This is a genomic window from Acinetobacter sp. PW68, assembly GCF_020982655.1.
GTDB classification, from domain to species: Bacteria; Pseudomonadota; Gammaproteobacteria; order Pseudomonadales; family Moraxellaceae; genus Acinetobacter; species Acinetobacter towneri_A.
Window position 1 is genome coordinate 71,704 of the sequence record NZ_JAHZSX010000002.1, and the last position, 26,542, is coordinate 98,245.

Consider the following 26,542-nt stretch of genomic DNA (forward strand, 5'->3'; position numbering starts at 1 on the left):
CACTGCTTCGCAAGAATTATCCTAACATTACATGTTAGGATAATTCGGACCACCAGCACCTTCCGGTACCACCCAGGTGATATTCTGAGAAGGATCCTTGATATCACAGGTCTTGCAGTGCACACAGTTCGCTGCATTGATCTGGAAGCGTTTCGAACCGTCATCATTTTCCATGACTTCATACACGCCTGCAGGGCAGTAGCGCTGTGCAGGCTCATCCCATTTCGGCAGGTTTACGTTCACTGGAATTGAAGCATCAGTCAGTTTCAAGTGCGCAGGCTGGTTTTCTTCATGTACGGTATTTGATACAAACACTGAAGATAAACGGTCAAAAGTCAGCTTGCCATCCGGTTTTGGATAGTTTGGCTTAAAGTTCACTGCATCTACAGTCTTCAGTGTTTTAAAGTCTGGCACCAGGTCATGTAGGGTGAACGGGACTTTAAACACGTTCTGGTCGATGAAGTTGAATGCACCGCCCATCCATTGACCAAATTTATGCATTGCCGGGCCAAAGTTACGTGCGCTATATAGCTCTTCTTTCAGCCAGCTGTTGTTGAACTTGTCTGTATAAGATGTGAGTTCTTTCACGAAGAAATCTTCGCCTTCGGTCACACGGGCAATCGCCAGATCACCGCCTTTTTCTACACCGGCAGCAATTGCTTCAAATACCGCTTCACCGCAGAGCATGCCGGATTTCATGGCAGTGTGTGAGCCTTTGATCTTGGCAAAGTTCAGGAAGCCGGCATCATCACCAATTAAAGATCCACCCGGGAAGGTGAATTTCGGCAGGGAGTTAAAACCACCTTTGGTTACGGCACGCGCACCATAAGAAATACGTTTACCGCCTTCCAGATATTGTTTGATCAGTGGATGCGTTTTCCAGCGCTGCATTTCCATAAATGGATACATGTGCGGGTTTTCATAAGATAGATCCACGATCATGCCTAACGTCACCTGGTTGTTTTCAGCGTGGTATAACCACCAGCCACCTGAAGAACCGGTTTCAGATAAAGGCCAGCCTGCACCGTGCATTACCAGACCTGGTTTGTGTTTCGCAGGATCGATTTCCCACAGTTCTTTAATGCCGATCCCGTAGTGCTGTGGATCAGCATCTTTATCCAGGTTGAATTTCTGGATCAGGCGTTTACCTAAGTGACCACGGCAGCCTTCAGCAAAAATCGTGTATTTCGCGTGAAGTTCATAACCCGGAGTGAAGTTATGTGTCGGTTCATCATCTTTACCAATGCCCATGTCACCGGTCTGGATACCTTTTACGGAACCATCTTCATGGTAAAGGATTTCAGCAGCAGCAAAGCCTGGGAAAATCGACACTTCCAGTTCTTCGGCTTTCTGGCCTAACCAGCGCACTACATTGCCCAGTGAGATGACATAGTTGCCATCATTGTGCATGGTTTTCGGCACCATCCAGTGCGGGGCTTCTTGTGATTTTTCATCTGAAAGAAGAAAGAAAGTTTTATCCTCTGTCACAGGAACATTTAAAGGCGCGCCTTCTTCTTTCCAGTTCGGGAACAGCTCGTTCATGGCACGAGGTTCAAGCACAGCACCAGAAAGAATATGAGCACCGACTTCGGAGCCTTTTTCCACGACACAAACGGACAGATCATTCAGGTTGTTTTCAATTGCAAGCTGACGGATTTTGATTGCCGCAGAAAGACCCGCAGGGCCTGCGCCTACGATGACTACGTCAAACTCCATCGATTCTCTAATAATATCTTCCATAATAAGAAATCCTGTTTCGCTTAGCGGTATTTTACCACAGTGAAAAAGTTTTTAAATAAAAAGTTGGGGATTAAGTATGAAAAAGCCTCCTAGGAGGCTTTTTATAAAACGGATTAAGATTTTTGAGGATCGTAGAGTTTTTCTTTGATGAATAACGCAGGGAGTAGACCACAGATAAAGTATGCTGCACCCATGACCAGGAAGCCTAAGCCAATTGAACCACCTGTTGCCAGGTAACCAATGGTTGCTGGCGCAATCGCGGCACCCAGACGACCTACGTTATATGCACCACCAATCGCTGTACCACGTACATTGGTTGGGAAGCTTTCAGTCATATATGTTGCATTCACACCGTATGGAATACCGTATAAGAAACCGAAGATCACCAATAAGTACAGGATATTTTCTGGTGAATTATAGAATACAATCAGTGGCAAGAAGATCGCAGTACCAATCGCACCGAAGGCATAAGTAAAACGACGTCCGAATTTATCTGCCATTAAGCCTGCAAGGATTTTACCTAGAATCATCGCGGTATACGTACCCACCATGTAGGCAGTCATTTCCTTGAACTTCATACCCAATTCACTTTCAAGGTATGTCGGCATCCAGTTGTTTACACCATAGTAGCCAAACTGAAGGAAACCAGCAGTTAATGCCCATAAGATAAACATCTTACGGTTTTTCTTATCTTGGAAAATAAGCTTCCATGTTGATTCAGCAGGTTTGTCAGTCACTTCAACTTTCTTAAAGCGGTTTTCTTGCCATGCAGCTGGTTCTGGAACCATCATATGCATCAGGATTGCCATCACAATTGGAATTGCAGCCACATAGAACAGCATACGCCAGCCGTGATCTGGAATTAACCAGCCTGCAAGCAAAGTTGCGACGATATAACCAACTGTCCAGCCTGCCTGTAATGTACCTAAAACGGTAGTACGATATTTAGTAGGTACGTACTCTGCCATTAAAGTATTTGAAGCAATATATAAAGAACCCAAGCCCAGTGAGGCGAAGAAACGTAATGCACCAAATTCAGCAAAACTGCGAGTGAAACCAAGACCACAGGTCAGTGCTGAGAATAAAAGGATTGAGACAACAACGGTACGTACACGACCGAATTTATCGCAAGCCCACCCTCCGAAAATACCACCAATTGCCATACCAGCGAGAGTAAAGCTTCCGAGCATCCCAGCTTCGACAGAACTTAAACCAAATTCAGCTTTAATACTGTTTAAGCTGTAGGAAAGCAGCATTAAATCTGCACCATCGACCAGCAGGGCGAGGAATGCAAAAATAAATGCAATTTTCCAAGTATTTGGCCCAATCCTAGAAATTGTATTCGTTATAGCCATAATCCATTACCTATAAAAAAAGGCTTGACCGCAAGGAGATGGGATCAAGCCAAACTTGTTACTGAGTCGCTTCACGAATCATATTGCGAGCAATAATGACTTGCTGGATCTGCGTCGTACCTTCATAAAGACGGAATAAACGTACATCACGGTAGAAGCGCTCAATTGCGTATTCACTGATGTAGCCTGCACCACCATGGATTTGCACACCACGGTCAGCGACACGGCCACACATTTCTGTTGCAAACATTTTTGCACACGATGCTTCGGTGCTTACATTCTGACCGGCATCACGACGACGCGCTGCATCAAGCACCATGCATTTCGCTGCATAGATTTCAGCTTTAGAGTCCGCCAGCATGCCTTGGATCAACTGGAAGTTGGCAATCGCCTGACCGAACTGTTTACGTTCCACAGCATATTGTAATGAGTCATCCAGCATACGGGTTGCAGCACCGACACTGAGCGCAGCAATGTGAATACGGCCCTTATCTAGAACTTTCATTGCTGTTTTAAAGCCAACACCTTCTACGCCGCCAATCAAGGCAGAGGCAGGGATACGACAATCTTCGAAAATCACATCACAAGTATGTGCGCCTTTCTGGCCCATTTTCTTGTCACGTTTACCCAGTGAGATACCTGGGAGTTTGCTATCAACAATAAATGCAGAAATAGCAGCAGCACCTTTCAATTCTGGATTGGTACGCGCCATTACCGTGAACACACCCGCATGTGGCGCATTGGTAATAAAGCGCTTGGTACCATTCAGAATGTACTCATCGCCATCTTTAACAGCCGTTGTTTTAAGAGACGCTGCATCAGAACCAGAATCTGGTTCAGTCAGACAGAACGAGCCAATGATTTCACCGCTGGCTAGTTTTGGCAGGAAGTGCTGTTTCTGCTCTTCAGTACCATCGATGATCAGGCCAGATGCGCCGATACCATTATTGGTACCAATCAATGAGCGGAAAGCAGGAGAAGTACGACCCAATTCAAAAGCGATATAAACCTCTTCTTCCATGGTCAGGCCAAGACCTTCATATTCTTCAGGAATGGTTAAACCAAATAAGCCCAATTCTTTCATTTGCTGCACGATTTCTGCAGGAATTTCATCCGTTTCAGCAACGATTTCTTCATTTGGGATTAAAACGCCTTCTACAAACTGGCGAATCATATCTACCAATTGGTCAAGGGTTTCCTGATCACGAATCATGTCCTAACTCCATATTTGGGGATCAACTTCCGTTCACATCTTGGACAGTGTGAATAAAAATAAGCCGCTTAGTTTAATTTCTGCGCATACTAATCGGATTTAAAACCAGGATCAATACATACGAAAGTATATTTCGCACTGCGGTATTTATGTTTTGATTTAAAATTTGATTTAAATAATTGATTTACTGTGATTAATGCTATTTTAAAGGTGTTATAAAATATTTTTTATTCAAATTTGAATGGTTTACTTTGAATGAAAATTATGTATATTGTTAACTAAATACCGCTGTGCGAAATGAGAAGATTATGGAAAGCACTGAAATTTTAAAATTGACCGTACAGGAAGATGGGGTCGTGATTGTTCAAATCCACCGTCCGGAAGCACGTAATGCCTTGAACCTAGAATTACGTCAGCAACTCTCTGAAGCATTTCAATACCTTTCAAAATTAGATGCTGTAAAAGCGATTGTTTTGACCGGCGGTGAAAAAGTATTTGCTGCGGGTGCGGATATCAAGGATTTCACCACTGCAACTACAGCCCAAATGTATTTACGCCATACTGAACAATATTGGCAAAGCATTACTGATTGTCCGAAACCGATTATTGCAGCAGTCAATGGCTATGCACTCGGTGGTGGCTGTGAACTGGCCATGCATGCCGACATCATCATTGCCGGTGAAAATGCCAAATTTGGTCAGCCTGAAGTGAAGCTAGGCTTGATGCCAGGTGCAGGTGGGACACAACGCTTATTGCGTGCGATTGGTAAATATCAAACCATGCTCTGGGTATTGACCGGTAAACTGGTGAAGGCTGCTGAGGCTGAGCGTATGGGCTTGGTTTCTGAAGTGGTGGAAGATGAAAACACCATTACCCATGCCATTGAAATTGCCCAAACGATTGCGTCTTTCTCTCCAATTGCAGTTCAGCAAATTAAAGAAGTGACTAATCTTGGACAGGATCAATCTTTACAAGGTGCTTTGGCACTGGAACGTAAAGCTTTTCAAATTCTATTTGATACCAAAGACCAGAAAGAAGGCGTGAATGCGTTCTTTGAAAAACGTCCTGCACAGTACACTGGAGAATAAGATATGACCATTCAATCTATGGCGCTCATTGGTACTGGTGTAATGGGCATGGGCATTGCGCAAATCGCAGCCCAGGCGGGTCTGGAAGTGCGCTTATTCGATGCCAAAGCAGGTGCAGCAGAAGCAGGTTTGGCTAAACTTAGAAGCACGCTTGAAAAGCTGCAGGCCAAAGGTAAATTTACTGAAGAAGTTCTGAATGCAACTCTGGTACGTTTCAAAATCCTGAATAGTATTGAAGAAGTGGCTGGTGTTGATCTGGTGGTTGAAGCCATTATTGAAAATCTGGACATCAAGCAAAGCCTGTTTAAACAACTGGAAGGTATCGTATCTCCAGAAACCATTCTGGCAACAAATACCTCATCATTATCAGTGACTGCGATTGCATCCAATCTTGAGCATCAAGGTCGCATGGCTGGATTCCATTTCTTTAATCCAGTGCCACTGATGAAAATTGTCGAAGTGATTGCAGGCTTGGCAACAGATGAACAGGTGGTTGCAGATCTGCTCGAACTGGCACAGCGTATGGGTCACTTTGGTGTTCGTACCAAAGATACGCCTGGGTTTATTGTTAACCATGCCGGCCGTGCTTATGGTACAGAAGCCCTGAAAATTCTGGGTGAAGGTGTTACTTCCGTTTCAGAAATCGACCGGATTCTGCGTGAAGGCGCTGGCTTCCGTATGGGGCCACTGGAATTGTTTGACCTGACTGCACTGGATGTTTCTCATCCGGTGATGGAATCGATTTTTAATCAGTATTATCAGGAAGATCGTTACCGTCCAAGTGCTTTAACCCGTCAAATGTTGGCAGGTAAAAAAGTTGGTCGTAAAGTCGGTGAGGGTTTCTATAAGTATCAGGATGGTCAAAAGACCAATGAAGCTCCGGCTCAGATTGCACCTGAAGTGACTGAATTTAGTCCAGTCTGGATCAAAGCAGATCTTGAACAGGATGCCAGCATCTTGCGTGACTATATCCGTGAGCAAGGCCTGGTTATCGATAGTGCTGAAACTCCCGCAGCTGACAGTCTGATTCTATTGGCCACTTATGGTGAAGACACGACAACAGCTGCATTACGTTTTGATGTTGATGCGACTCGTGCAATCAGCATCGATATGCTGACTGATTTTGCCAAGCACCGTACCCTCATGCCATCGATTGCAACTCAAAAAGCCTATATCGACCAAGCACATGCGCTGTTCGCTAAAAATGGTCATGGCGTATCGGTGATTGCTGAGAGCATTGGTTTTGTAGCACAGCGCGTATTGGCAATGGTCGTAAACTTGGCCTGCGATATTGCCCAACAGCAAATCGCAACCGCAGCCGATATCGATAAGGCAGTGAAACTCGGTCTGGGTTATCCACATGGTCCAATTTCATGGGGTGATGTTTTGGGTGCAGAACGTATCCTGTTAATCCTAGAACGTATTCTGGCGAATACTGGTGATCAGCGTTATCGTCCAAGCCCATGGTTACAACGCCGCGCCCGCTTAAAACTTTCTCTTCTTCACACTGCTGCAGTTTAAGGAATCAAACTCATGTTAAATGCATATATTTATGATGGATTACGTACTCCATTTGGCCGTCATGCAGGTAGCCTGGCAAAGATTCGTCCAGATGATCTAGCTGCACATGTGATTAAGGCACTAGTACAGAAACATAATTTACCTGCTGATATTTTTAATGATGTGATTCTGGGAAATACCAACCAGGCCGGTGAAGACAGCCGTAACATCGCACGTCATGCTACGTTATTGGCAGGTCTGGATGTAAAAACACCAGCACAAACCGTGAACCGTCTATGTGCTTCTGGTCTGGCAGCAGTCATTGATGCAGCGCGTGCGATTACTTGTAACGAAGGGGATATCTTCCTTGCAGGTGGTGTCGAGTCGATGTCTCGTGCACCATTCGTATTCGCAAAATCAGAAACTCCATTTAGCCGTGATTTTAAAGTATTCGATTCAACTATTGGTGCACGTTTTCCGAACCCTGCCATTGAAAAACAGTTTGGCAATGACACCATGCCGCAAACTGGCGATAATGTAGCGGTAGAATATGGTGTATCTCGTGAAGATGCAGACCAGTTTGCTGCAGCATCACAAGCCAAATATGAAGCAGCTAAACAGGCAGGTTTCTTCGCTGGCGAGATCGTGGGTGTTGAAGTGCCTCAAGGTCGTAAATTACCACCAAAACTGGTCGATCAAGACGAACATCCGCGTCCATCTTCTAACCTGGAAGCGCTACAGAAATTACGTCCACTGTTTGAAGGTGGTGTAGTGACTGCAGGTAATGCTTCAGGTGTAAATGACGGTGCTGCTGCTTTAATTATTGGTTCCGAAGCTGCTCAGGAAAAACTGGGTATCCAGCCAATGGCAAAAATTATTGCTTCTGCTGCTGCGGGGATTGAGCCACGCATTATGGGTGCTGGTCCGGTTGATGCGATCAAGCTGGCACTTAAACGTGCCAACCTGACTTTAGATGACATAGATATCATTGAAATCAATGAAGCATTTGCCTCTCAAGTGCTGGCCTGCCTGAAAGGTCTGGATGTCGCATTTGATGATGCGCGTGTCAATCCAAATGGTGGTGCAATTGCAGTGGGTCATCCACTTGGTGCTTCAGGTGCTCGTTTAGTGCTCAGCACTGCACGTGAATTGCAGCGCAGCGGCAAAAAATATGCTGTGATTAGTCTGTGTATTGGTGTAGGCCAAGGTCTGGCACTGGTCATTGAACGCGTATAAACAAAGGAAAAACACATGGGTGCATTAGAGGGTATTCGCGTACTGGATTTAAGTCGCGTACTTGCAGGTCCTTGGTGTGGTCAAATCCTCGCGGATTTAGGCGCTGAAGTGATTAAAGTTGAACGTCCTAAAACGGGTGATGATACCCGTATGTGGGGACCACCTTGGATGAAGAATGACCAGGGTGAAAATACGCGTGAAGCGGCGTATTACCAGTCAGCTAACCGCAATAAAATGTCGGTCGCAATTGATATTTCAACGCCTGAAGGTCAGGAACTGGTCAAAGCACTGGCTGCTGATTCAGATGTGGTCATCGAAAATTACAAAGCGGGTTCATTGAAAAAATATGGTCTGGATTATGAAAGCCTGAGCGCGATTAATCCGAAACTGGTTTATTGCTCAATTACTGGCTTTGGTCAAACTGGCCCTCGTGCACCTGAACCAGGTTATGACTTCATCATCCAAGGTATGGGCGGTTTAATGTCCGTGACTGGTGAAAAAGATGACCTGCCGGGCGGCGGACCACAAAAAGTCGGTGTGGCTTTTGCTGATTTGACCACTGGTTTGTACTCGACCATTGCCATTCAGGCAGCCTTGCTGAATCGTCATGTGACTGGCCTAGGTCAGCATATTGATATGGCACTGTTGGATGTACAGGTTGCATTACTCGCAAACCAGGGCATGAACTACCTGGCTTCGGGCAAAATTCCGGGTCGCTATGGTAATGCACATGCCAATATTGTGCCTTATCAGGTATTCCGTGCGGCCGATCAGGACTTCATTATTGCCTGTGGTAATGACAAACAATTTGTTGCCTTAAGTGCTGCTATTGGTTTGCCAGATTTACCGCAAGATCCACGTTTTGTGACCAATGCACTGCGTATTCAGCATCGTGCAGAAATCACAGAGCTACTAGCGAAACATTTCTTGACCAATACTGCGAAGCATTGGGTACAAGCAATTCACGCAGTGAAAGTTCCGGTAGGCCTGATTAATAACCTTGAGCAAGCTTTCCAGGAGCCGCAAGTACAAGCGCGTAATATGCTGGTTGACATACCACATCCGTTAAAAGAAAAATTAACGGTAATTGGTTCACCAATTAAATTATCGCGTACACCGGTTGAATACCGTAAAGCTCCACCTATGCTGGGTGAGCATACGAATGAGATTCTTTCACGTGTCGTGGATGAGGAAAAACTGGAGGCCCTAAAAGCCCAAGGTATTGTTGGTTAATAAACAAGAAAACCCATAAGTCCAATAAAGAAGCAACTTAATCAAAGTTGCTTCTTTGCTATATACAAGATAATTATTTATAATTTCGCAATGCGAAACACTTATTATGAAATTGAAGGACGGTGAAGACATGTCTGATGATGTACCTGAAACCGATCAGTCGGAAGAAAAATTAATTGCGCCTTTACGTCATGAGTTATTGCATCCGATCGAAGACATGCAGGATGAAAATGACCGTCAATTTATTACAGCTTTAGCACGTGGTCTGGAATTACTGCGCTGCTTTAGTCCAAAACATCAGCATCTGGGAAATCAGGAACTGTCGCAAATGACAGGCTTACCTAAACCGACGATTACCCGTTTAACTCATACTTTGTCCCGTTTAGGATATTTAAAGCAGGTTCCGAATTCGAGCAAATTTCAGCTCTCAGTCGGCGTACTGTCTTTTGGTTATTCGATGCTGTCGAATTTATCCTTGCGATCGGTTGCTCATCCATTAATGAAAAATCTGGCGGACTATGCTGAAGCTGCTGTGGCGATGGCAACCCGCGACCGTCTAAACATGATTTATCTGGATGTGGTACAGGGCAAGGGGAACGTCACCATGCGTCGTCAAGTGGGGACGCATTTACCGATTCATTTAAGCTCAATGGGGCGTGCCTGTCTGGCTGCAATGCCAGAAGATGAGCGTGATTTCTTATTGGATGCGATTCGCCGTAAACATGCTGAAGAATGGCCACAGATCCAAAAAGATCTGGAGAAGTCATTTAAAGACTATCAGGAATATGGTTTCTGCTTTTCAATCGGTGAATGGCATAAGGATGTGAATTCGGTCGCAGTTCCTTTTGTCCATGAACAGCATGGTCTACTGGTCTTTAACTGCGGTGGTCCAAGTTTTCTGTTGAATGAAGAAAAAATCAAAAATGATATTGCACCACGCTTATTGCATATGGTGAACAATATTAGAAATGAGTTAGGGTGAAATTCCAGATTATTATTTGATTATAGAAAAATAAAAAAGGACGACCGAGGTCGTCCTTTTCATTGCTAATATTGCTACATATTATTCATGCTTAAAGAAATATTATTGACCATATGAATCAGGCGGGGACCAATTTCATTTTCCAACTTTTCCTGATTTAACAAGTAAGTCGGTGCACCACAGTTAAAGACCAGTAGACCATGCTTTGGATGAATCATTGGGACCGCCACAGAATTGACATCTTTCGCCCAATCACCTAGTGATAGACAATAACCATAATCCTGATAATCACGGATCGCGCGTTCCAGATTGCGTTTTATCGTCGGCCATTGATCTTCATTTCTTTTCTTGATGGCATCAAATAAATATTCACGCTCTTTGACTTCCATCGCAGCCAAACAGGCACGTCCCATGGCACTGCTATGTAGTGGCAAGGTCGAACCGACAGGACGTCGCATAGTGAGTGTTGACTCTGTATGTACTACTTCTAGATAGATCATACTTAAGCGGTCACGTGTTGCCATTGCAACAGGCGCTTGCGCATAACGTGACATTTCCTCCATGAATGGATAGGCTTGGGTACGTGCAGAAATATTGCTTAAAGCAGCATAACCCAAGGCTAAAACACCAACATCTAACAGATATTTCGTGGTATTCGGAAGCTGTTTTAAATAACCCAAAGACACCAATGTGCTCGTAATCCGCGCTACGGTTGGCTTTGGTAAATTGGTTAGCTGTGCAATTTCCTGGTTGCCCAGTAATTGATTGGTTGCTGAGAAACATCTCAGAATTTCTAATCCACGCGCAATAGATGCGATAAATTGAGGATTATTTTCTCTATGAATATGAGAAATCGGATCTAAACGGATCTCATCAAAATTGGGAATTTCGCCAGTTTTATTTTTTGTCATGGTCAGAGTAATTAAAGGTAAATTAATAAATATGATAGCAATTAAATTTCACGATACAAAATAAAACACTTGGCGAATTCAAACATGAGGTGCGACAGTTTGAAAAGTCTTATGATAATCAACAAGCTGAGCAAATTTCTCTAATGGTGTAAGCCAATCTAACGCTTTTCTAGGACGAGTATTCAGTGACATGGCAACTTGATTTAAATAATGCTGATCTGCCTGATTTAAATCAATCCCTTTAGGTAAATATTGCCTAATTAAACCATTCATATTTTCGCATGTGCCTTTTTGCCAGGGTGAATGTGGGTCACAGAAATATACATCTATGCCTAAATCTTCTTCAAGTATTTTATGTTCTGCCATCTCGCGTCCACGGTCATAGGTCAACGTTTTACGCAGTTCTGCAGGTAAATATTTCAGAGCTTCAGTTAAAGCCTTGCGCACTGATTCTGCCTTTGCATCAGGTAATGTTGCCAAGATACAGAGCCGTGTATTTCGTTCAATAAGTGTTGTTATCGAACTTTTATTGTCTTTACCTTTAATTAAATCAGCTTCCCAATGACCCGGTATTTTTCTTTCTTGAACTTCGGCTGGGCGCTCATGAATAGTTTTAATATCCTGTAATATAGAATCTTTTTTAGGTTCACCGTTAGCTTTTCGCTTTTTATTTTCATGACGCAGACAGGATAATAAGTCTTTTTTCAACTCACCCTTTGGTAATGCTCGTATCGTTGAATAAATCGTTGTATGGCTTACATTCATTGTTTGATCCAAATCAGGAAATGTCTTTAAACGCTTTGCTATTTGCTGAGGAGACCATAAACAACGGATCGCTTCAACAATAAATTTCCAGAGGATTGAATCGATTTTGAGTTTTCTGTGACCACGTCTACGTCTAGCGAAGGTGTTATCAGAAGCATATTGAGCTTGATAAACGTCATTGATGCTATTTCTTTTAAGCTCACGATAGATCGTACTAGGATGTCTTTTAATGAGTTCAGCAAATTTTCTGGCTGAAAAGCCTTCTTTTCTTGACTCAAGCATTAATGCAGTACGATCTTCAAAGTTAAGATGATGGTATGACAATTTTATATACTCCATAAACCCTTTAAATTAATTAGGTGGTTTATGTCGCACTTCAAGTTTTACTCTGCCCTTCTATTAACACGCCAATCTCAACTTTTTAAGTCATTGAAATAAAAAGGACATAACCTCATTTTAAATCCGTCTATGAAAATAAAATTACAGTTATGTCCACTGAAGAATTTATCATCATTGTCTATTTAATCATAGAGGAAATTTACCCAACTATAGTCTCTGAACCATTAAGAAAACGTGGTTTTCCACCTGCTTTAACCGATATTGAAATTATCACAATGCAAATTGTTGGTGAGTGTCTCAAAATGGATACGGATAAAAGCATATGGATGTTTTTTAAAAACAATTACTTAAGTTGGTTCCCTCATTTAGGTTCATATCCTAACTTTTGTAAGCATTGTGCAAACTTATGGCAAGTTCATCAAAAAATCACAGCCCAATTAACTGCACATTATGGTCAGGATCATATTCATTTTATTGATGGATTTCCTATACCTGTTTGTCGTTATAGTCGAGCAAAAAGACACAAGAATTTCAAAGAACATGCAGGTTTTAGTTATTGTGCTGCACAACAAGAGAAATACTATGGTTTTAAAGGGCATCTTGTAATTAATTTGGAGGGTATGATTACTGGCTATACTTTCGCTCCAGCAAATGTAGATGAGCGTGATGTTGCACCAGAAATCACAGAAAATATTCATGGGTTACTAGGTGCAGATAAAGGTTACTTAAGACCCAGCTTGAAAGAATACTATAAATTTCAGTATGTTGATCTACAAACTCCTTTAAGAAAGAATATGCCGGACTCTAGATCTCAAGAATCAATGAGGTTGCTTATGAGAGCACGAAGGAAAATTGAAACGGTCATTGGTCAATTAACTGATCGCTTTAATATTCAAAAAGTAAGGGCAAGAGATTTATGGCACTTATCGCATCGTTTTATCAGAAAGATTTTGTCACATACGGTCTGCGTCGTTATGAATAAAAATGTGGTTATTCGCCGATTCAATTTGAAAAGCTTATTTAAAGTTGAGATTGGCGTTATTAACGATAAAAATAAGTAAGAAACTACCAGTTTTATCTGTATTTAGTTCAATTGGTGCTATTCAGCTAAAAAACAATACAACATTTTTCATCCTTATAAGCAAATAAGATTTTTAAGAATCTTAAGAAAATTTAAATTCCTACAGAGGAAAAACAACTCATCAGCTATTCAAAATAAATATAAATAATAGCCAAATATCTATCAAAATTCGATGAACTGGATAGAATTTTCTAAAGTGATTTTCTGCTTTATAAAGATTAGAATAAAATTTCTCAGTGTACTTTTTACTCTTATTTTCTACAAAAATAATTAAAAAATTTCGTATTGTGAAATAAAATTCTAAACAAATTTTTAGCTTATGACCAGAATTTTTTTATTTTTTTGAAAAAAACAAAATTTTTTGACGATTTTCCTTGCTCAAAACGGATTTTTATGATTATTTATTTCGTTATACGAAACTAAAAATTACGGTAAAGGAATTTACCGATATTAAATAAATGGAGATTCATATGATCCGTGACCCGGAAATGCTTGAACAGCTACTATCTACAATTCGTGACTTCGTAAAAAATGAGCTAGTACCTTTAGAGCATGAAGTTGAAGAAAAAAATGCGATTCCTGAACGTATTGTAGAACAGATGAAAGAATTGGGTCTGTTTGGTCTGACGATTCCAGAAGAATATGGTGGTTTAGGCATTACCATGGAAGAAGAAATTCTTGTCGCGATGGAACTAGGCCGCACATCTGCTGCGTTTCGTTCTTTGATTGGTACCAACAACGGCATTGGTTCAAGCGGGATCGTCATTGACGGTACGGAAGAGCAAAAACAGAAATATTTACCGCGTTATGCGACTGGCGAAATCATTGGTTCTTTCTGCTTAACTGAGCCAGATTCAGGTTCAGATGCTGCATCTTTAAAAACCAGCGCAGTCAAGGACGGTGATTACTACATTTTAAATGGTACCAAGCGCTTTATTACCAATGCGCCACGCGCAACAACATTCACAGTAATGGCACGTACTAATCCTGAGATCAAAGGCGCAAGCGGCATTTCTGCATTTTTGGTAGAAGCGGGTACACCAGGACTAAGTCTTGGCAAAATTGATAAGAAAATGGGCCAGCACGGTTCTTATACCTGTGACGTGATTTTTGACAACTGCAAGGTTCATAAAGATCAGCTGATCGGTGGTGTTGAAGGGATTGGCTTTAAAACTGCGATGCGCGTACTGGATAAAGGCCGTTTGCACATTGCCGGTTATAGCGTTGGTATGGCAGAGCGTATGCTGGAAGATGCTTTGAATTATGCAGTTGAGCGTAAACAGTTCGGTCAACCGATTGCTAATTTCCAGTTAATTCAAGGCATGTTGGCAGACTCTAAAGCTGAGATTTATGCAGCCAAATGTATGGTCCTAGATGCGGCACGACTTCGTGATGCAGGTAAAAATGTGACGACTGAATCTTCATGCGCGAAAATGTTTGCCACTGAAATGTGTGGCCGTGTAGCGGATCGTTGTCTACAAATTCACGGTGGTGCTGGTTACATCAGCGAATACTCAATTGAACGTTTCTACCGTGATGTACGTTTATTCCGTTTGTATGAAGGTACAACCCAAATCCAGCAAATTATTATTGCGCGTGAACTGATTAAACAAGCTACTGCTTAACGATTAAATTTGAATAATTGGGAATATTAAAATGAGTACAAAAATTAGATTTAACTGGCAAGACCCATTTTTGTTAGAGCAACAACTGAATGAAGAAGAGCGCATGATCATGGAGTCTGCGCGAGCTTACTGTCAGGGTAAACTTCAACCACGTGTTTTGGAGCAGTTCCGTCATGAAAAAACTGATCCGACCATATTCCGTGAAATGGGTGAGCTTGGCTTACTGGGACCAACGATTCCAGAGCAGTACGGTGGTGCTGGTTTAAATTATGTTAGCTATGGCCTGATTGCTCGTGAAGTTGAACGCGTTGATTCTGGTTACCGTTCAATGGCCAGCGTGCAAAGCTCTCTGGTGATGGTACCCATCAATGAATTTGGTTCTGAAGAACAAAAACAGAAGTATCTGCCGAAGCTTGCCACAGGTGAATACATTGGCTGTTTCGGTCTGACTGAACCGGATCATGGTTCTGATCCAGGTAGTATGATTACTCGTGCTAAGAAAGTGGATGGTGGTTACCGTCTGACTGGCGCGAAAATGTGGATTACCAACAGTCCGATCGCCGATGTATTTGTAGTATGGGCAAAAGAAGTTTCTCCTGAAGGCAATGTTGGTGATATTCGCGGCTTTATTCTGGAAAAAGGCTGGGAAGGTTTATCTGCACCAGCGATTCACGGTAAGGTAGGCTTACGTGCTTCAATTACCGGTGAAATTGTCATGGATAATGTATTTGTACCAGAAGAAAACGCTTTTCCGGAAATCCGTGGCTTGCGTGGTCCATTTACCTGTCTAAACAGTGCGCGTTATGGCATTGCCTGGGGTGCGATGGGCGCAGCTGAATTCTGCTGGCATACAGCGCATCAATATACTATGGATCGTAAACAGTTTGGCCGTCCATTGGCTGCTAACCAGCTAGTTCAGAAAAAACTAGCGGATATGCAAACTGAAATTGCGCTAGGTCTGCAAGTGGCTTTACGTTTCGGTCGTATGAAAGATGAAGGTATTGCTTCAGTAGAAGGAACTTCACTGATTAAACGTAACAACTGTGGTAAAGCATTGGATATTGCTCGTGTTGCCCGTGACATGATGGGTGGTAACGGTATTTCTGATGAATTTGGTGTTGCGCGTCATTTGGTGAATTTAGAAGTGGTCAACACTTATGAAGGTACCCATGATGTACACGCACTGATTCTTGGCCGGGCACAAACTGGAATTGCAGCATTTTCTAATTAAATTGAGATAAACCTCTAGCCAGCATTGCTGGCTAGTTTGGTTTTTCAGTCTTCATTTAATTCGCGGCTTAACTCAGCTTTCTAGAACATATTTGAATACACTACATAGCTACAAGCAAATTAAATCATGATCAAATATTCAATATTTCATTTAAATAATTAGGTGAAATATAAATTTTAAAGGCACAGGAGTGCCAGCAAAGTGTAAAGGAAATTATGGATACGCTCAGTTCACAACCAAACAATCTACCAGAAGAAAATATGCCCAAAAAAAAGGTCTGGATTCTGGCTTTTATATTCTCATTTCTGGCATTGCTGGTGGATGGGGCAGATCTTGCATTACTCGCCTACAGTTTAACCAGTCTCAAACAAGAGTTTTCACTCAGTAGTATTCAGGCCGGTGCGCTCGGTAGTTGGACGCTCGCTGGTATGGCTATTGGTGGCTTTTTTGGTGGCTGGGCATGTGACCGCTTCGGGCGAGTTCGGGTGATTGTGATTGCAATCGTCTTGTTCTCTTCATTGACCTTCTGGTTAGGCTTTACGCAAAGCTATGATGAGTTTAAGTGGTTAAGATTCTTCTCATCTATTGGTTTAGGGGCTTTATATATTGCCTGTAATACCCTGATGGCTGAATATGTTCCAACCAAGTATCGTTCTACTGTACTCGCAGCTTTGATGACAGGCTGGACACTTGGTTCAGTAGTAGCAACTGTTCTTGCAGGATGGTTGCTTCCAGAACTAGGCTGGCGCTACCTTTATTATATTGCGATTATCCCGATTGTTCTTGCTATTGGTATGTTCTTCTTGGTACCAGAGCCACAAGCCTGGTTAAAAGCCCGTCAAGAACGTTTGGCAGCTAAAGCCAGCGGCGTGGTGCAGGAAAAACCAAAGAATACATTCAAGATGATTTTTGCAGATGCTTTAAGCCGTCGCATGTTCATTCTCTGGTCGTTTAGTACTGCATTCTTGCAGTTTGGTTATTATGGTGTGAGTAACTGGTTACCGGCTTATTTGGAATCAGATCTTGGCATCAAGTTTAAAGAAATGACCACCTATATGATTGGTACTTTCCTGATCATGATGTGTACCAAAGTGATCGCGGGTATTATTGCAGATAAAATTGGTCGTCGTGCTGTATTTGCTTTCGGTACGATGGGCACCGCAATCTTTATTCCAATTATTGTCTTTGGCAACACACCGGACAACATCTTATGGCTGATGCTGTTTTTTGGATTCCTTTACGGTATTCCATATGGCATTAACGCGACTTATATGACTGAAAGTTTCTCTACTAAAGTCCGTGGTACAGCAACAGGTGGAGCTTATAACATTGGCCGTTTAGGCGCAGTATTAGCACCCGTAACGATTGGCTATTTTGCTCAGGGCGGCTCAATTGGTACAGGTCTACTGATTATGAGTGTGGCTTATTTTGTTTGTGGCCTGATCCCAGCCATTTTCATTAAAAACCGTTTATTTGACCCACAAAAAGCTGACTAATTTGCAGATCAAATATTTTATAGCGACAGGTTAAAAGCTAGGAAGCAATAGAATGAATAAAATTACACAGGATATCGAGACCGTACTGAAGCAAATTCCAGACGGTGCGCATATTATGACAAGTGGCTTCGGCCTGGCAGGACAGCCAATCGAACTGATTGAAGCATTGATTGATATTGGTCCTAAAGATCTGACCATTATCAATAATAATGCTGCTTCTGGTGACCGTGGCCTAACCAACCTGTTATTGTCAGGACTGGTGAAGAAAATGATCTGTTCATTTCCTCGTGCCAATAATTCCAAGGTTTTTGAAGAGCTGTATAAAGCAGGAAAGGTTGAGTTAGAATTGGTTCCACAAGGCAATCTGGCTTGCCGTATCCAGGCAGCGGGTGCAGGTCTGGGCGCTATTTTTACTCCAACAGGTTTTGGAACCAAAATTGCCGAAGGTAAGGAAACCCGCCATATCAATGGTAAGGATTATGTGCTGGAATATCCAATTCATGCCGACTATGCCTTGGTTTATGGCAATCAGGCTGATCAATGGGGCAACTTAACCTACCGTAAAGCAGCGCGAAATTTTGGCCCATTAATGGCAAAAGCAGCCAAAACCACCATTGCTCAGGTACATGAAATTGTGGAGCTAGGCGAGCTTGATCCAGAGATTATCGTGACGCCGGGTATTTTTGTGCAGCATGTGGTGAAGGTAGGAGATATCAAATAATGACTATTCAAAAACGTACACGTGAACAAATTGTAGAAAAAGTTGCACAAGATATTCCGACCAGTTCTTATGTGAATTTAGGTATTGGCTTACCAACACGCGTTGCCGGTTATTTAAAACCTGAACAAGATATTGTCCTGCATTCTGAAAATGGCGTTCTGGGTTTTACCGCTTTAACCGATCCCGAACTTGCTGATGATGATCTAATTAATGCCGGTAAAGAACTGGTCAGCATGCTCGATGGCGGCAGTTTTATGAACTCTGCAGATTCCTTCGATATTATGCGTGGCGGCCATTTAGATTTCTGTATTATGGGCGCCTTTCAGGTTGCCGTGAATGGTGATCTCGCTAACTGGCATACTGGTGCACTGGATGCAGTTCCAGCGGTGGGTGGGGCAATGGACCTCGCGGTTGGTGCTCGCTGTGTCTATGTTTGCATGGAACATGTCACTAAAAATGGCGAACCCCGAATTGTTGAAGAGCTGACTTATCCAATTACTGGTAAAAACTGCGTTGACCGCATTTATACCGATTTGTGCGTGATTGAATTAAAAGATGGGCAGGCGCTTGTTACTGAAATTGTTGAAGGTTTAAGTTTTGAAGACTTACAGCAACAAACAGGTTGTACCTTAATTGATGCGCGAGTAAAAAGATAATTTTCATTTAAATATTACATGAGTAAAATAAGAAGCAACAGGAAGTTGCTTCTATAACTATAGGAAAAAATATGTATCAAAACACACAATTGTATATTGCTGGTCAATGGCGTGACAGTATTCAACAACAAACGCTTGCTGTGATTAATCCGGCCACTGAAAAAGAAATTGGCCATGTAGCCAAAGCATCCCTTGACGATGTAGAACAGGCAGTTCAGGCTGCTCAATCCGGTTTTGAAATCTGGAAAAATACACCAGCACAGCAACGCGCTAAAATTATGCAAAAGGCTGCTATTTTATTAAGAGAACGGGCAGCACACATTGCAGAATTGATGAGCTTGGAGCAGGGCAAGCCGCTAAAACAGGCCAAAATGGAAGTTTTGTCTGCTGCAGACATCATTGAATGGTTTTCAGGTGAAGCAATTCGTAGTTATGGGCAAGTTATTCCGTCAAGACAAAGGGATGTACATAGCTATACGATTAAAACACCGGTTGGTATTGTGGCTGCCTTCACGCCTTGGAACTTTCCTATTAACCAGGTCGTGCGTAAATTATCTGCTGCAGTAGCAGCCGGCTGTGCCATTATTGTCAAAGGACCTGAAGAGACACCTGCTTCACCAGCTCAACTTGTCCAGGCTTTTCATGATGCAGGCATTCCTGCTGGTGTGATTAATTTAGTCTATGGTGAACCTGCAGAAATTTCAGAATATTTGATTCCTCACCCTGCGATTCAAAAAATATCATTTACTGGCTCAACGGTCGTAGGTAAACAATTGGCTGCCCTTGCGGGTAAGCATATGAAAAAAACGACCATGGAGTTGGGTGGTCATGCACCTGTATTAATCTTTAAAGATGCCAATCTAGACCTTGCAGCAAAAGAAATGGCTGCAGCAAAATTTCGTAATGCAGGTCAAGTATGTATTGCGCCGACACGTTTTTTAATTGAGAAAGCGGTGTATGAAGATTTCGTTGAAAAATTGAAAAATGAAGTTAGCCAGCTAAAAGTCGGTCATGGTCTAGATGATAATGTAGACGTTGGTCCGATGATTCATGAAAGGGCTTATCAGAATATCCAGAAAACGATTCAGAATGCGCTTCAAGAAGGTGCGGAATTGGTGTGTGGTGGTCAAACACTTGAAGGCCCAGGCTATTTTATTGAACCGACTATTATAAAGGATGTACCGCTGACAGCAGCTTGTATGGATCAAGAGCCATTTGGTCCACTGGCCATATGTATTCCTTTTGAATCATATGATGAAGCGGTAACAGAAGCGAATCGCTTGAACTATGGACTTGCTGCATATGCATATACAGAGAGTAACAGCACCTGTCTCAATTTAGCACGTGATATTGCAAGTGGCATGCTTACCATCAACCATGTGGGACTAGGATTCCCTGAATTACCTTTTGGCGGTCTCAAAGATTCTGGCTATGGAACCGAAGGTGGTAGCGAAGCAATTGAATCGTATCTGGATACACGTTTAGTGACAGTAGCTTCACGTCGTTAAGCAATATGAAATAGGCCTGTACAAGAAGTGCGTGGCTCATCTAATAGAAATAAGAAACAGGGAATAAATAATGCATTGTTATTGCGTCAATGAACATGGTACGCCTTTAGAGCGAATTGAAAGAGAAATTCCTCAACCACAAGGTACTGAAGTACTGATTAAAGTCCAAGCTGCGGGTTTATGTCATACCGATTTACATTTATGGGATGGTTATTATGACTTGGGCGGTGGTAAACGCTTAGCTTTAGCTGATCGTGGGGTTAAACCACCCATTATTTTAAGTCATGAAATTGCAGGGGAAGTGGTTGCAGTCGGTGATCAGGTTGATGACATCCAGTTAGGTATGCAAGCTGTTGTTCATCCCTGGATTGGCTGTGGTGAATGCCGATATTGCCAAATAGACGAAGAAAATCTGTGTATAAAACCTCAGCAACTTGGAATTGTAAAGCCGGGAGGTTTTGCTGAATATATTATTGTTCCTCACACTCGTTATCTAGTCGATATTCAAGGAATTGATCCAGCTGAAGCTGCGCCTCTGGCTTGTGCAGGATTAAGTACATTCAGTGCCTTACAAAAATTTGGTCAACATACTGCCACAGAATCTGTGGTCATTATTGGCGCAGGTGGTCTTGGTCTAATGGCATTGGAATTACTTAAAATTCAAAATGCAAAAGCGCCGATCATGGTCGATATTGATGCACAAAAACTAGATGCTGCAGCAGAATTAGGTGCACTGCATTGTATTAATAGCACTGCACCGGATGCAGTGCAGCAAATACAGGAATTTACCCAAGGCGGTGCACGATTGATTCTGGATCTTGTCGGGAATTCATCGAGTTTAAATTTTGCTTTAAATAGTGCAGCACGTGGTGCGCATATTGTGGTCTGTGGATTGATGGGTGGGGAGGTGAATCTTTCTATCCCAACGATTCCAATGCGTCCATTGACGATCCAAGGTAGTTATGTGGGTACTGTTCAGGAGCTACGAGCTTTGGTAGAGTTGATTGCTCAGACCAGAATGCCACATATTCCTATACAAAAACGCTCAATCAATGAGGTCAACCAAGCCTTTGTAGATTTACAGCAAGGCAAAGTTATTGGGCGTTTAGTCTTAACACATTGATTGAAAATTATCAGACTGCGTGTTAATGCCCCACTTGCTGGGGCATTTTTAATGAAAAATTATATATTTACGCCAATCTCAACTTTAAATAAGCTTTTCAAATTGAATCGGCGAATAACCACATTTTTTATTCATAACGACGCAGACCGTATGTGACAAAATCTTTCTGATAAAACGATGCGATAAGTGCCATAAATCTCTTGCCCTTACTTTTTGAATATTAAAGCGATCAGTTAATTGACCAATGACCGTTTCAATTTTCCTTCGTGCTCTCATAAGCAACCTCATTGATTCTTGAGATCTAGAGTCCGGCATATTCTTTCTTAAAGGAGTTTGTAGATCAACATACTGAAATTTATAGTATTCTTTCAAGCTGGGTCTTAAGTAACCTTTATCTGCACCTAGTAACCCATGAATATTTTCTGTGATTTCTGGTGCAACATCACGCTCATCTACATTTGCTGGAGCGAAAGTATAGCCAGTAATCATACCCTCCAAATTAATTACAAGATGCCCTTTAAAACCATAGTATTTCTCTTGTTGTGCAGCACAATAACTAAAACCTGCATGTTCTTTGAAATTCTTGTGTCTTTTTGCTCGACTATAACGACAAACAGGTATAGGAAATCCATCAATAAAATGAATATGATCCTGACCATAATGTGCAGTTAATTGGGCTGTGATTTTTTGATGAACTTGCCATAAGTTTGCACAATGCTTACAAAAGTTAGGATATGAACCTAAATGAGGGAACCAACTTAAGTAATTGTTTTTAAAAAACATCCATATGCTTTTATCCGTATCCATTTTGAGACACTCACCAACAATTTGCATTGTGATAATTTCAATATCGGTTAAAGCAGGTGGAAAACCACGTTTTCTTAATGGTTCAGAGACTATAGTTGGGTAAATTTCCTCTATGATTAAATAGACAATGATGATAAATTCTTCAGTGGACATAACTGTAATTTTATTTTCATAGACGGATTTAAAATGAGGTTATGTCCTTTTTATTTCAATGACTTAAAAAGTTGAGATTGGCGTATATTTGGATTATATTAACCCGAATCCTGTTTAAGCCAATGATTTCATAATTTGAATTTTTGGCTTATTTTGATGGGTGAGTTGATATGCACATAAAGATGCGTAAATCCCACTTAAAAAGCCTGCCATACTTCTGGGTTTACTCGTCACCAAATTGTATTGACCTTTCAATAAGCTGAATAACGTTTCTATTTTATTGCGCTGTTTCAAATGATATTCATCTGATTCAGAGAGTTGTATAGCCTGCATGTTTTTTCGATGATAAGTAATTAAATCAATATCTTGAGATTTCAACCTACTTTTTAAATCTTGGCTGATATAGCCACGATCCGCGTAAAGCTTAGCTTCTAAGCCGTCAACTAAATGCTCAACCATTCTTATGTCAGCCACATGTCCGTTGGATAATGCTGAACAAACTATTTCTCCAAGTTGATTCATCACAACATGTAATTTACAGCCATAGAACCAGCCCATTGAGCTTTTACCACGAGATGCAATTTTAGATAATGATTTATGGCGTTGAATACGCTGATTTTTACAGACAGGTAAAGTGGTTGAATCAATCCATAAATATTGGCTACGTTGAGCTTTCATTACAGCTACATGTAAAGCATGTAGTGCTAATTGATGCATATTAATCAGGTGAATCATCCGTTGATAACAGGGTAAGCTCTTAAATAAATGACTTTTATCCTGTTTCAGCCATGAAAAAAATGCTTTGAAATTATTGAAGTGAGAACACTTATACCAAATGGCGATAAAACTAATTTCCGAGATAGTCAGTTGGGCAGTTCGAATTCTTACAGAATGAGAACTCTGTTTGAGAAATGTCCAATAAGTTGCTTCAAATTTAATAAAGAAATCATCAATTACGCAAAATAATTCGGTACTATTAAACATCAGGACTAGAGTTGTGAGTTTTGTGTGGTAACTCAACTGATGGCTCTAGTCCTCATGTTTTTCAAGTCAATTTCTTATCCGCGATTCGGGTTATATTAAGACTGTAATGGGTTATCGGCTAAATTGCGTTCGCGGCTTAGGTCATAGCGGTTAATACTAAAGATGAGCAAGGCAAAGACAAAGCCCAATGCAACACAGGCTGACCAGCCATACATTTTCCATAAATGCAGCGATAAAAATGCCCCCAGACCGGCACCTGAAAAATAACAGGTCATATAGATGGCATTAATCCGCGAGCGAGCCTGCATTGAAATTCGATAGACCAGATTCTGGTTCAAGACATGCAAACAGGAAATTCCGAAATAAGCCAGAATTAAGCCCAGGATATAAATCCATAAATAATTCTGGGCAAAGAATAAGGGAATCCAGGCTAGAATCAGTCCGCATGTGGCTAGGTGCGCAATCCATTTTTCCCGATGCCTACCAATCATTTTACCGGTCCACTGAGAGGACCAGATGCCGACCACCCCCACAATACCCATGAGACCAATCTGGAAATCATTAAAATGATACGGTGCTTCAGCCAGAATAAAAGTCATGGTAGTAAAGATAATACTCAGCATGCCAAAGCCCAAGCCGCCGATCATACTACGCCTGATCAGCATGGGTTCTGTTCGGGCAAAGGTAAATAGTGAGCGATAAATTTGCAATATATTCATCTGTAACTGGCTCTTGGCACTCGGCAACTGGAACCACATGGCCAGACTTAGCAGAAGAATTGCACAACCACTAAATAGGTATACCGCATGCCAGGACCATAAAGTAGAAATCAGTCCGGCCACGGTACGGGCAAACAGAATACCCACCAGAACACCACTCATGAGTAGGCCAACGACTTCGGCACTTTTATCACGCTGCGACAGGCTGGCGGCAAAAGGAATCAGAATCTGGGTGGTGATCGAACAAAAAGAGGCGAGCAGGGTAAAGCCATACAACATATGCAGATTGGTACTGGCTGAAAGCCCAATAAGCGCCAATCCGGTACAGAACATCAAACTGCAGATATACAACCGTTTTTCGAACAAGTCACCCAAAGGGACAAACAAAAATAATCCGGTGGCATAGCCAATCTGGGTCAGTACTACAGTCCAGCCAGACTGAGCCACACTGATCTGCAGATCCTCTGCAATAGAATAAATCAAGGGCTGGTTAAAATAGTTACAACCTGCGCAGAGTGCGCAGGTCATTGCCATCATGAACATGAAACGGCGTGAAATTTGCCCTTGGGCTGACATCCTTGTCTCCTGAGGCTTTAAAAACTATAGTTGGCAGAGAGGTTGATACGCGAAATATCTGCTTCCTTATTGTCAAAGGTTTCACGCTTGCCATGATGATATTCTGCACCCAAATTAATCTTTGGAACAGGAGAATAGATCACGTTAGCCACATAGTCGGTTAAGCGCTTATTGGTTTCCGGATTGGCTTTGGCATAATCGCTAGAATCATCAAAATCAACCACGCTGGCATTAATACTACTACGTAGTTTCGGCGTAAATTTATGCGTGAAGCCAATATTTATACTATTGAACTCATTCAATAAAAGTTCATTATTGATTGGATCGACTGAATAATCGCCACCCCAGGCAGCACCATCGGTTGTTGAACCTTGAGTCAAGAAAGCTGCAATACGCTGATCACCGACCATATGGAAATAGTTCCCCTGAATTGAGTTTTGATCATCTAAACGGTAACGTCCACCAACGCCCACACCCCAGCCAACTTTTTCAATATCACCTGTATCTGTTTGCGCTTGCTTTTGATTGACAAAGCCTTGAGCTAATAAATGAACAGGACCTGATTGATGAACATATTTAGTGCTTAAGGCAGGTAAGGCAGAAGAACGATCGCCACCGGCCATGTACTCCAGACCGACATTCCAGGTATTTTCCGGATCAAGTTTGAAAGCATAGCTCACCTGAGGTGTACGTAAGACTGATCCACCCAGGAACAAGCTGTAGTCGACAGCTTCAGTGCTAATCTCTGGTGTTGACATCAATGACCAGGCCTGACCAAACGTCCAGTTATAGTATTTTAAGTGTGCATGACGGATACGTAATCCACCATCGCCTTTACCATTGTTGGTCCAGAAGTCGGCTTCTAAACGAGCAGAAACATTCGGATTGCCTCCTAGATCTTTGGCCAGGAAACCAATCCGGCTGGCAGCCGCAGTAAAATCGGAACGTACAGAATCCGGTTCAGTAAAAGGTACTTTATTAATCTGGTTAATGGTACGGCCACGGGCTTCAGTAGTACTTTTGAAATCGACTGCGCCATCAAAGCGAATCAATCCATAGACATCGACATTGTCTACCATTGAACTCAAAGTTTTAGAGTCTTGTGCTTTGGCTTCTTCTTGCTGGTTCTTTAACGCAAGTTGTGCTGCTTTTTGCTGTTCCAATTCGGCCTGGATTTGCTTTAACTGTGATTCTAAAAACTGCATCCGGTCTTCAGACGCTTCTGCTGAAAATGCCTGTGCTGAAGCAATACCACATAATGTCGCTAAAACTAATTTTTTCATTTCTTAATCCCTAAAGAAATTTTCTGATATCTAAAAAGGAAAATCTTTCCTTGTCATTGCTCTCATTGCTAAATGCAGAGATGCACTTTTGAATGATGAATACGATTCTCGTTCAACCAAGAAACATCCTGTTCAGGTCAAAGGGCATGTATTCGATATTTAAAGTCATAAAAATATGGATGAAGGAGGGCAATGAATTCATAGCCCTCCTAAGTTA

Annotated in this window: 21 protein-coding genes and 1 pseudogene; 13 read left to right on the forward strand and 9 right to left on the reverse strand. The window is 42.0% G+C overall.

From position 1 onward, the window contains the following. Positions 1–27: 27 nt before the first annotated feature. The 3 genes from K1T76_RS13790 to K1T76_RS13800 all read right to left on the reverse strand — a co-directional run bounded on the left by K1T76_RS13790 (position 28) and on the right by K1T76_RS13800 (position 4,308). Positions 28–1,740: an electron transfer flavoprotein-ubiquinone oxidoreductase gene (locus K1T76_RS13790; RefSeq protein WP_230245683.1), complete on the reverse strand. Its 1,713-nt coding sequence runs from the start codon at positions 1,738–1,740 to the stop codon at positions 28–30. Between the two features lie 113 nt (positions 1,741–1,853). Then, positions 1,854–3,095 carry an MFS transporter gene (locus tag K1T76_RS13795; protein ID WP_144723696.1) on the reverse strand — a complete coding sequence of 414 codons (1,242 nt, stop codon included), beginning with the start codon at positions 3,093–3,095 and terminating at the stop codon, positions 1,854–1,856. Positions 3,096–3,153: 58 nt separating this feature from the next. After that, positions 3,154–4,308 carry an acyl-CoA dehydrogenase family protein gene (locus tag K1T76_RS13800; RefSeq protein ID WP_144723697.1) on the reverse strand — a complete coding sequence of 385 codons (1,155 nt, stop codon included), beginning with the start codon at positions 4,306–4,308 and terminating at the stop codon, positions 3,154–3,156. Between the two features lie 308 nt (positions 4,309–4,616). Between K1T76_RS13800 and K1T76_RS13805 the strand changes: the two genes are divergently transcribed. From K1T76_RS13805 to K1T76_RS13825, 5 genes are all read left to right on the forward strand, one after another. Further along, positions 4,617–5,396 (forward strand): enoyl-CoA hydratase, encoded by a 780-nt coding sequence (locus tag K1T76_RS13805; protein WP_230245684.1) that lies wholly within the window; start codon positions 4,617–4,619, stop codon positions 5,394–5,396. Between the two features lie 3 nt (positions 5,397–5,399). Next, the gene (locus K1T76_RS13810; RefSeq protein WP_078389767.1) at positions 5,400–6,917 is read left to right on the forward strand and encodes a 3-hydroxyacyl-CoA dehydrogenase; all 1,518 of its coding nucleotides are present in this window, start codon (positions 5,400–5,402) and stop codon (positions 6,915–6,917) included. Positions 6,918–6,929: 12 nt separating this feature from the next. Then, positions 6,930–8,132: a 3-oxoadipyl-CoA thiolase gene (locus K1T76_RS13815; RefSeq protein WP_078389768.1), complete on the forward strand. Its 1,203-nt coding sequence runs from the start codon at positions 6,930–6,932 to the stop codon at positions 8,130–8,132. A 15-nt stretch (positions 8,133–8,147) separates the two neighbouring features. Then, entirely contained in the window at positions 8,148–9,365 is a 1,218-nt protein-coding gene (locus tag K1T76_RS13820) for a CaiB/BaiF CoA transferase family protein (protein WP_078389769.1), read from the forward strand. Between the two features lie 130 nt (positions 9,366–9,495). Continuing rightward, on the forward strand, positions 9,496–10,347 hold the full coding sequence (locus tag K1T76_RS13825) for an IclR family transcriptional regulator (RefSeq protein WP_078389771.1): 852 nt from the start codon (positions 9,496–9,498) through the stop codon (positions 10,345–10,347). Between the two features lie 74 nt (positions 10,348–10,421). Here K1T76_RS13825 and K1T76_RS13830 read toward each other — a convergent pair whose 3' ends face one another. Continuing rightward, positions 10,422–11,258 (reverse strand): IclR family transcriptional regulator, encoded by an 837-nt coding sequence (locus tag K1T76_RS13830; RefSeq protein ID WP_078389770.1) that lies wholly within the window; start codon positions 11,256–11,258, stop codon positions 10,422–10,424. A gap of 78 nt (positions 11,259–11,336) precedes the next feature. Next, positions 11,337–12,362: an IS30-like element ISAba125 family transposase gene (locus K1T76_RS13835; RefSeq protein WP_200223545.1), complete on the reverse strand. Its 1,026-nt coding sequence runs from the start codon at positions 12,360–12,362 to the stop codon at positions 11,337–11,339. Positions 12,363–12,511: 149 nt separating this feature from the next. On the opposite strand from K1T76_RS13835, the pseudogene K1T76_RS13840 reads away from it, so the two are divergent. The 8 genes and pseudogenes from K1T76_RS13840 to K1T76_RS13875 all read left to right on the forward strand — a co-directional run bounded on the left by K1T76_RS13840 (position 12,512) and on the right by K1T76_RS13875 (position 21,803). Next, positions 12,512–13,386: pseudogene (locus K1T76_RS13840) on the forward strand (IS982-like element ISAba825 family transposase). A 527-nt stretch (positions 13,387–13,913) separates the two neighbouring features. Continuing rightward, positions 13,914–15,068, forward strand: a complete 1,155-nt coding sequence (locus tag K1T76_RS13845; RefSeq protein ID WP_078390405.1) for an acyl-CoA dehydrogenase family protein — start codon at positions 13,914–13,916, stop codon at positions 15,066–15,068. Between the two features lie 31 nt (positions 15,069–15,099). Then, positions 15,100–16,299: an acyl-CoA dehydrogenase gene (locus K1T76_RS13850; RefSeq protein WP_078390399.1), complete on the forward strand. Its 1,200-nt coding sequence runs from the start codon at positions 15,100–15,102 to the stop codon at positions 16,297–16,299. Positions 16,300–16,514: 215 nt separating this feature from the next. Then, positions 16,515–17,795 carry an MFS transporter gene (locus K1T76_RS13855; protein ID WP_078390400.1) on the forward strand — a complete coding sequence of 427 codons (1,281 nt, stop codon included), beginning with the start codon at positions 16,515–16,517 and terminating at the stop codon, positions 17,793–17,795. Positions 17,796–17,847: 52 nt separating this feature from the next. Then, on the forward strand, positions 17,848–18,516 hold the full coding sequence (locus K1T76_RS13860) for a 3-oxoacid CoA-transferase subunit A (RefSeq protein WP_078390401.1): 669 nt from the start codon (positions 17,848–17,850) through the stop codon (positions 18,514–18,516). Beyond that, positions 18,516–19,172, forward strand: a complete 657-nt coding sequence (locus tag K1T76_RS13865) for a 3-oxoacid CoA-transferase subunit B (RefSeq protein WP_078390402.1) — start codon at positions 18,516–18,518, stop codon at positions 19,170–19,172. Before K1T76_RS13860 ends, K1T76_RS13865 begins: the two co-directional genes overlap by 1 nt. 71 nt (positions 19,173–19,243) lie before the next feature. Continuing rightward, entirely contained in the window at positions 19,244–20,680 is a 1,437-nt protein-coding gene (locus K1T76_RS13870) for an NAD-dependent succinate-semialdehyde dehydrogenase (RefSeq protein WP_078390403.1), read from the forward strand. A gap of 70 nt (positions 20,681–20,750) precedes the next feature. Beyond that, positions 20,751–21,803 carry an alcohol dehydrogenase gene (locus K1T76_RS13875; protein WP_078390404.1) on the forward strand — a complete coding sequence of 351 codons (1,053 nt, stop codon included), beginning with the start codon at positions 20,751–20,753 and terminating at the stop codon, positions 21,801–21,803. Positions 21,804–21,887: 84 nt separating this feature from the next. On the opposite strand, the gene K1T76_RS13880 is transcribed toward K1T76_RS13875, so the two are convergent. The 4 genes from K1T76_RS13880 to K1T76_RS13895 all read right to left on the reverse strand — a co-directional run bounded on the left by K1T76_RS13880 (position 21,888) and on the right by K1T76_RS13895 (position 26,325). Then, entirely contained in the window at positions 21,888–22,763 is an 876-nt protein-coding gene (locus K1T76_RS13880; RefSeq protein WP_000102417.1) for an IS982-like element ISAba825 family transposase, read from the reverse strand. Between the two features lie 114 nt (positions 22,764–22,877). Beyond that, positions 22,878–23,747, reverse strand: coding sequence for an IS982 family transposase (locus tag K1T76_RS13885; protein ID WP_078390458.1), 870 nt, complete (start codon positions 23,745–23,747; stop codon positions 22,878–22,880). Between the two features lie 95 nt (positions 23,748–23,842). After that, a complete protein-coding gene (locus K1T76_RS13890) occupies positions 23,843–25,042 on the reverse strand; it encodes an MFS transporter (protein WP_230245685.1) in 1,200 nt (399 codons plus the stop codon). A 17-nt stretch (positions 25,043–25,059) separates the two neighbouring features. Further along, positions 25,060–26,325 carry a DcaP family trimeric outer membrane transporter gene (locus K1T76_RS13895; RefSeq protein ID WP_230245686.1) on the reverse strand — a complete coding sequence of 422 codons (1,266 nt, stop codon included), beginning with the start codon at positions 26,323–26,325 and terminating at the stop codon, positions 25,060–25,062. Between the last annotated feature and the right edge of the window lie 217 nt (positions 26,326–26,542).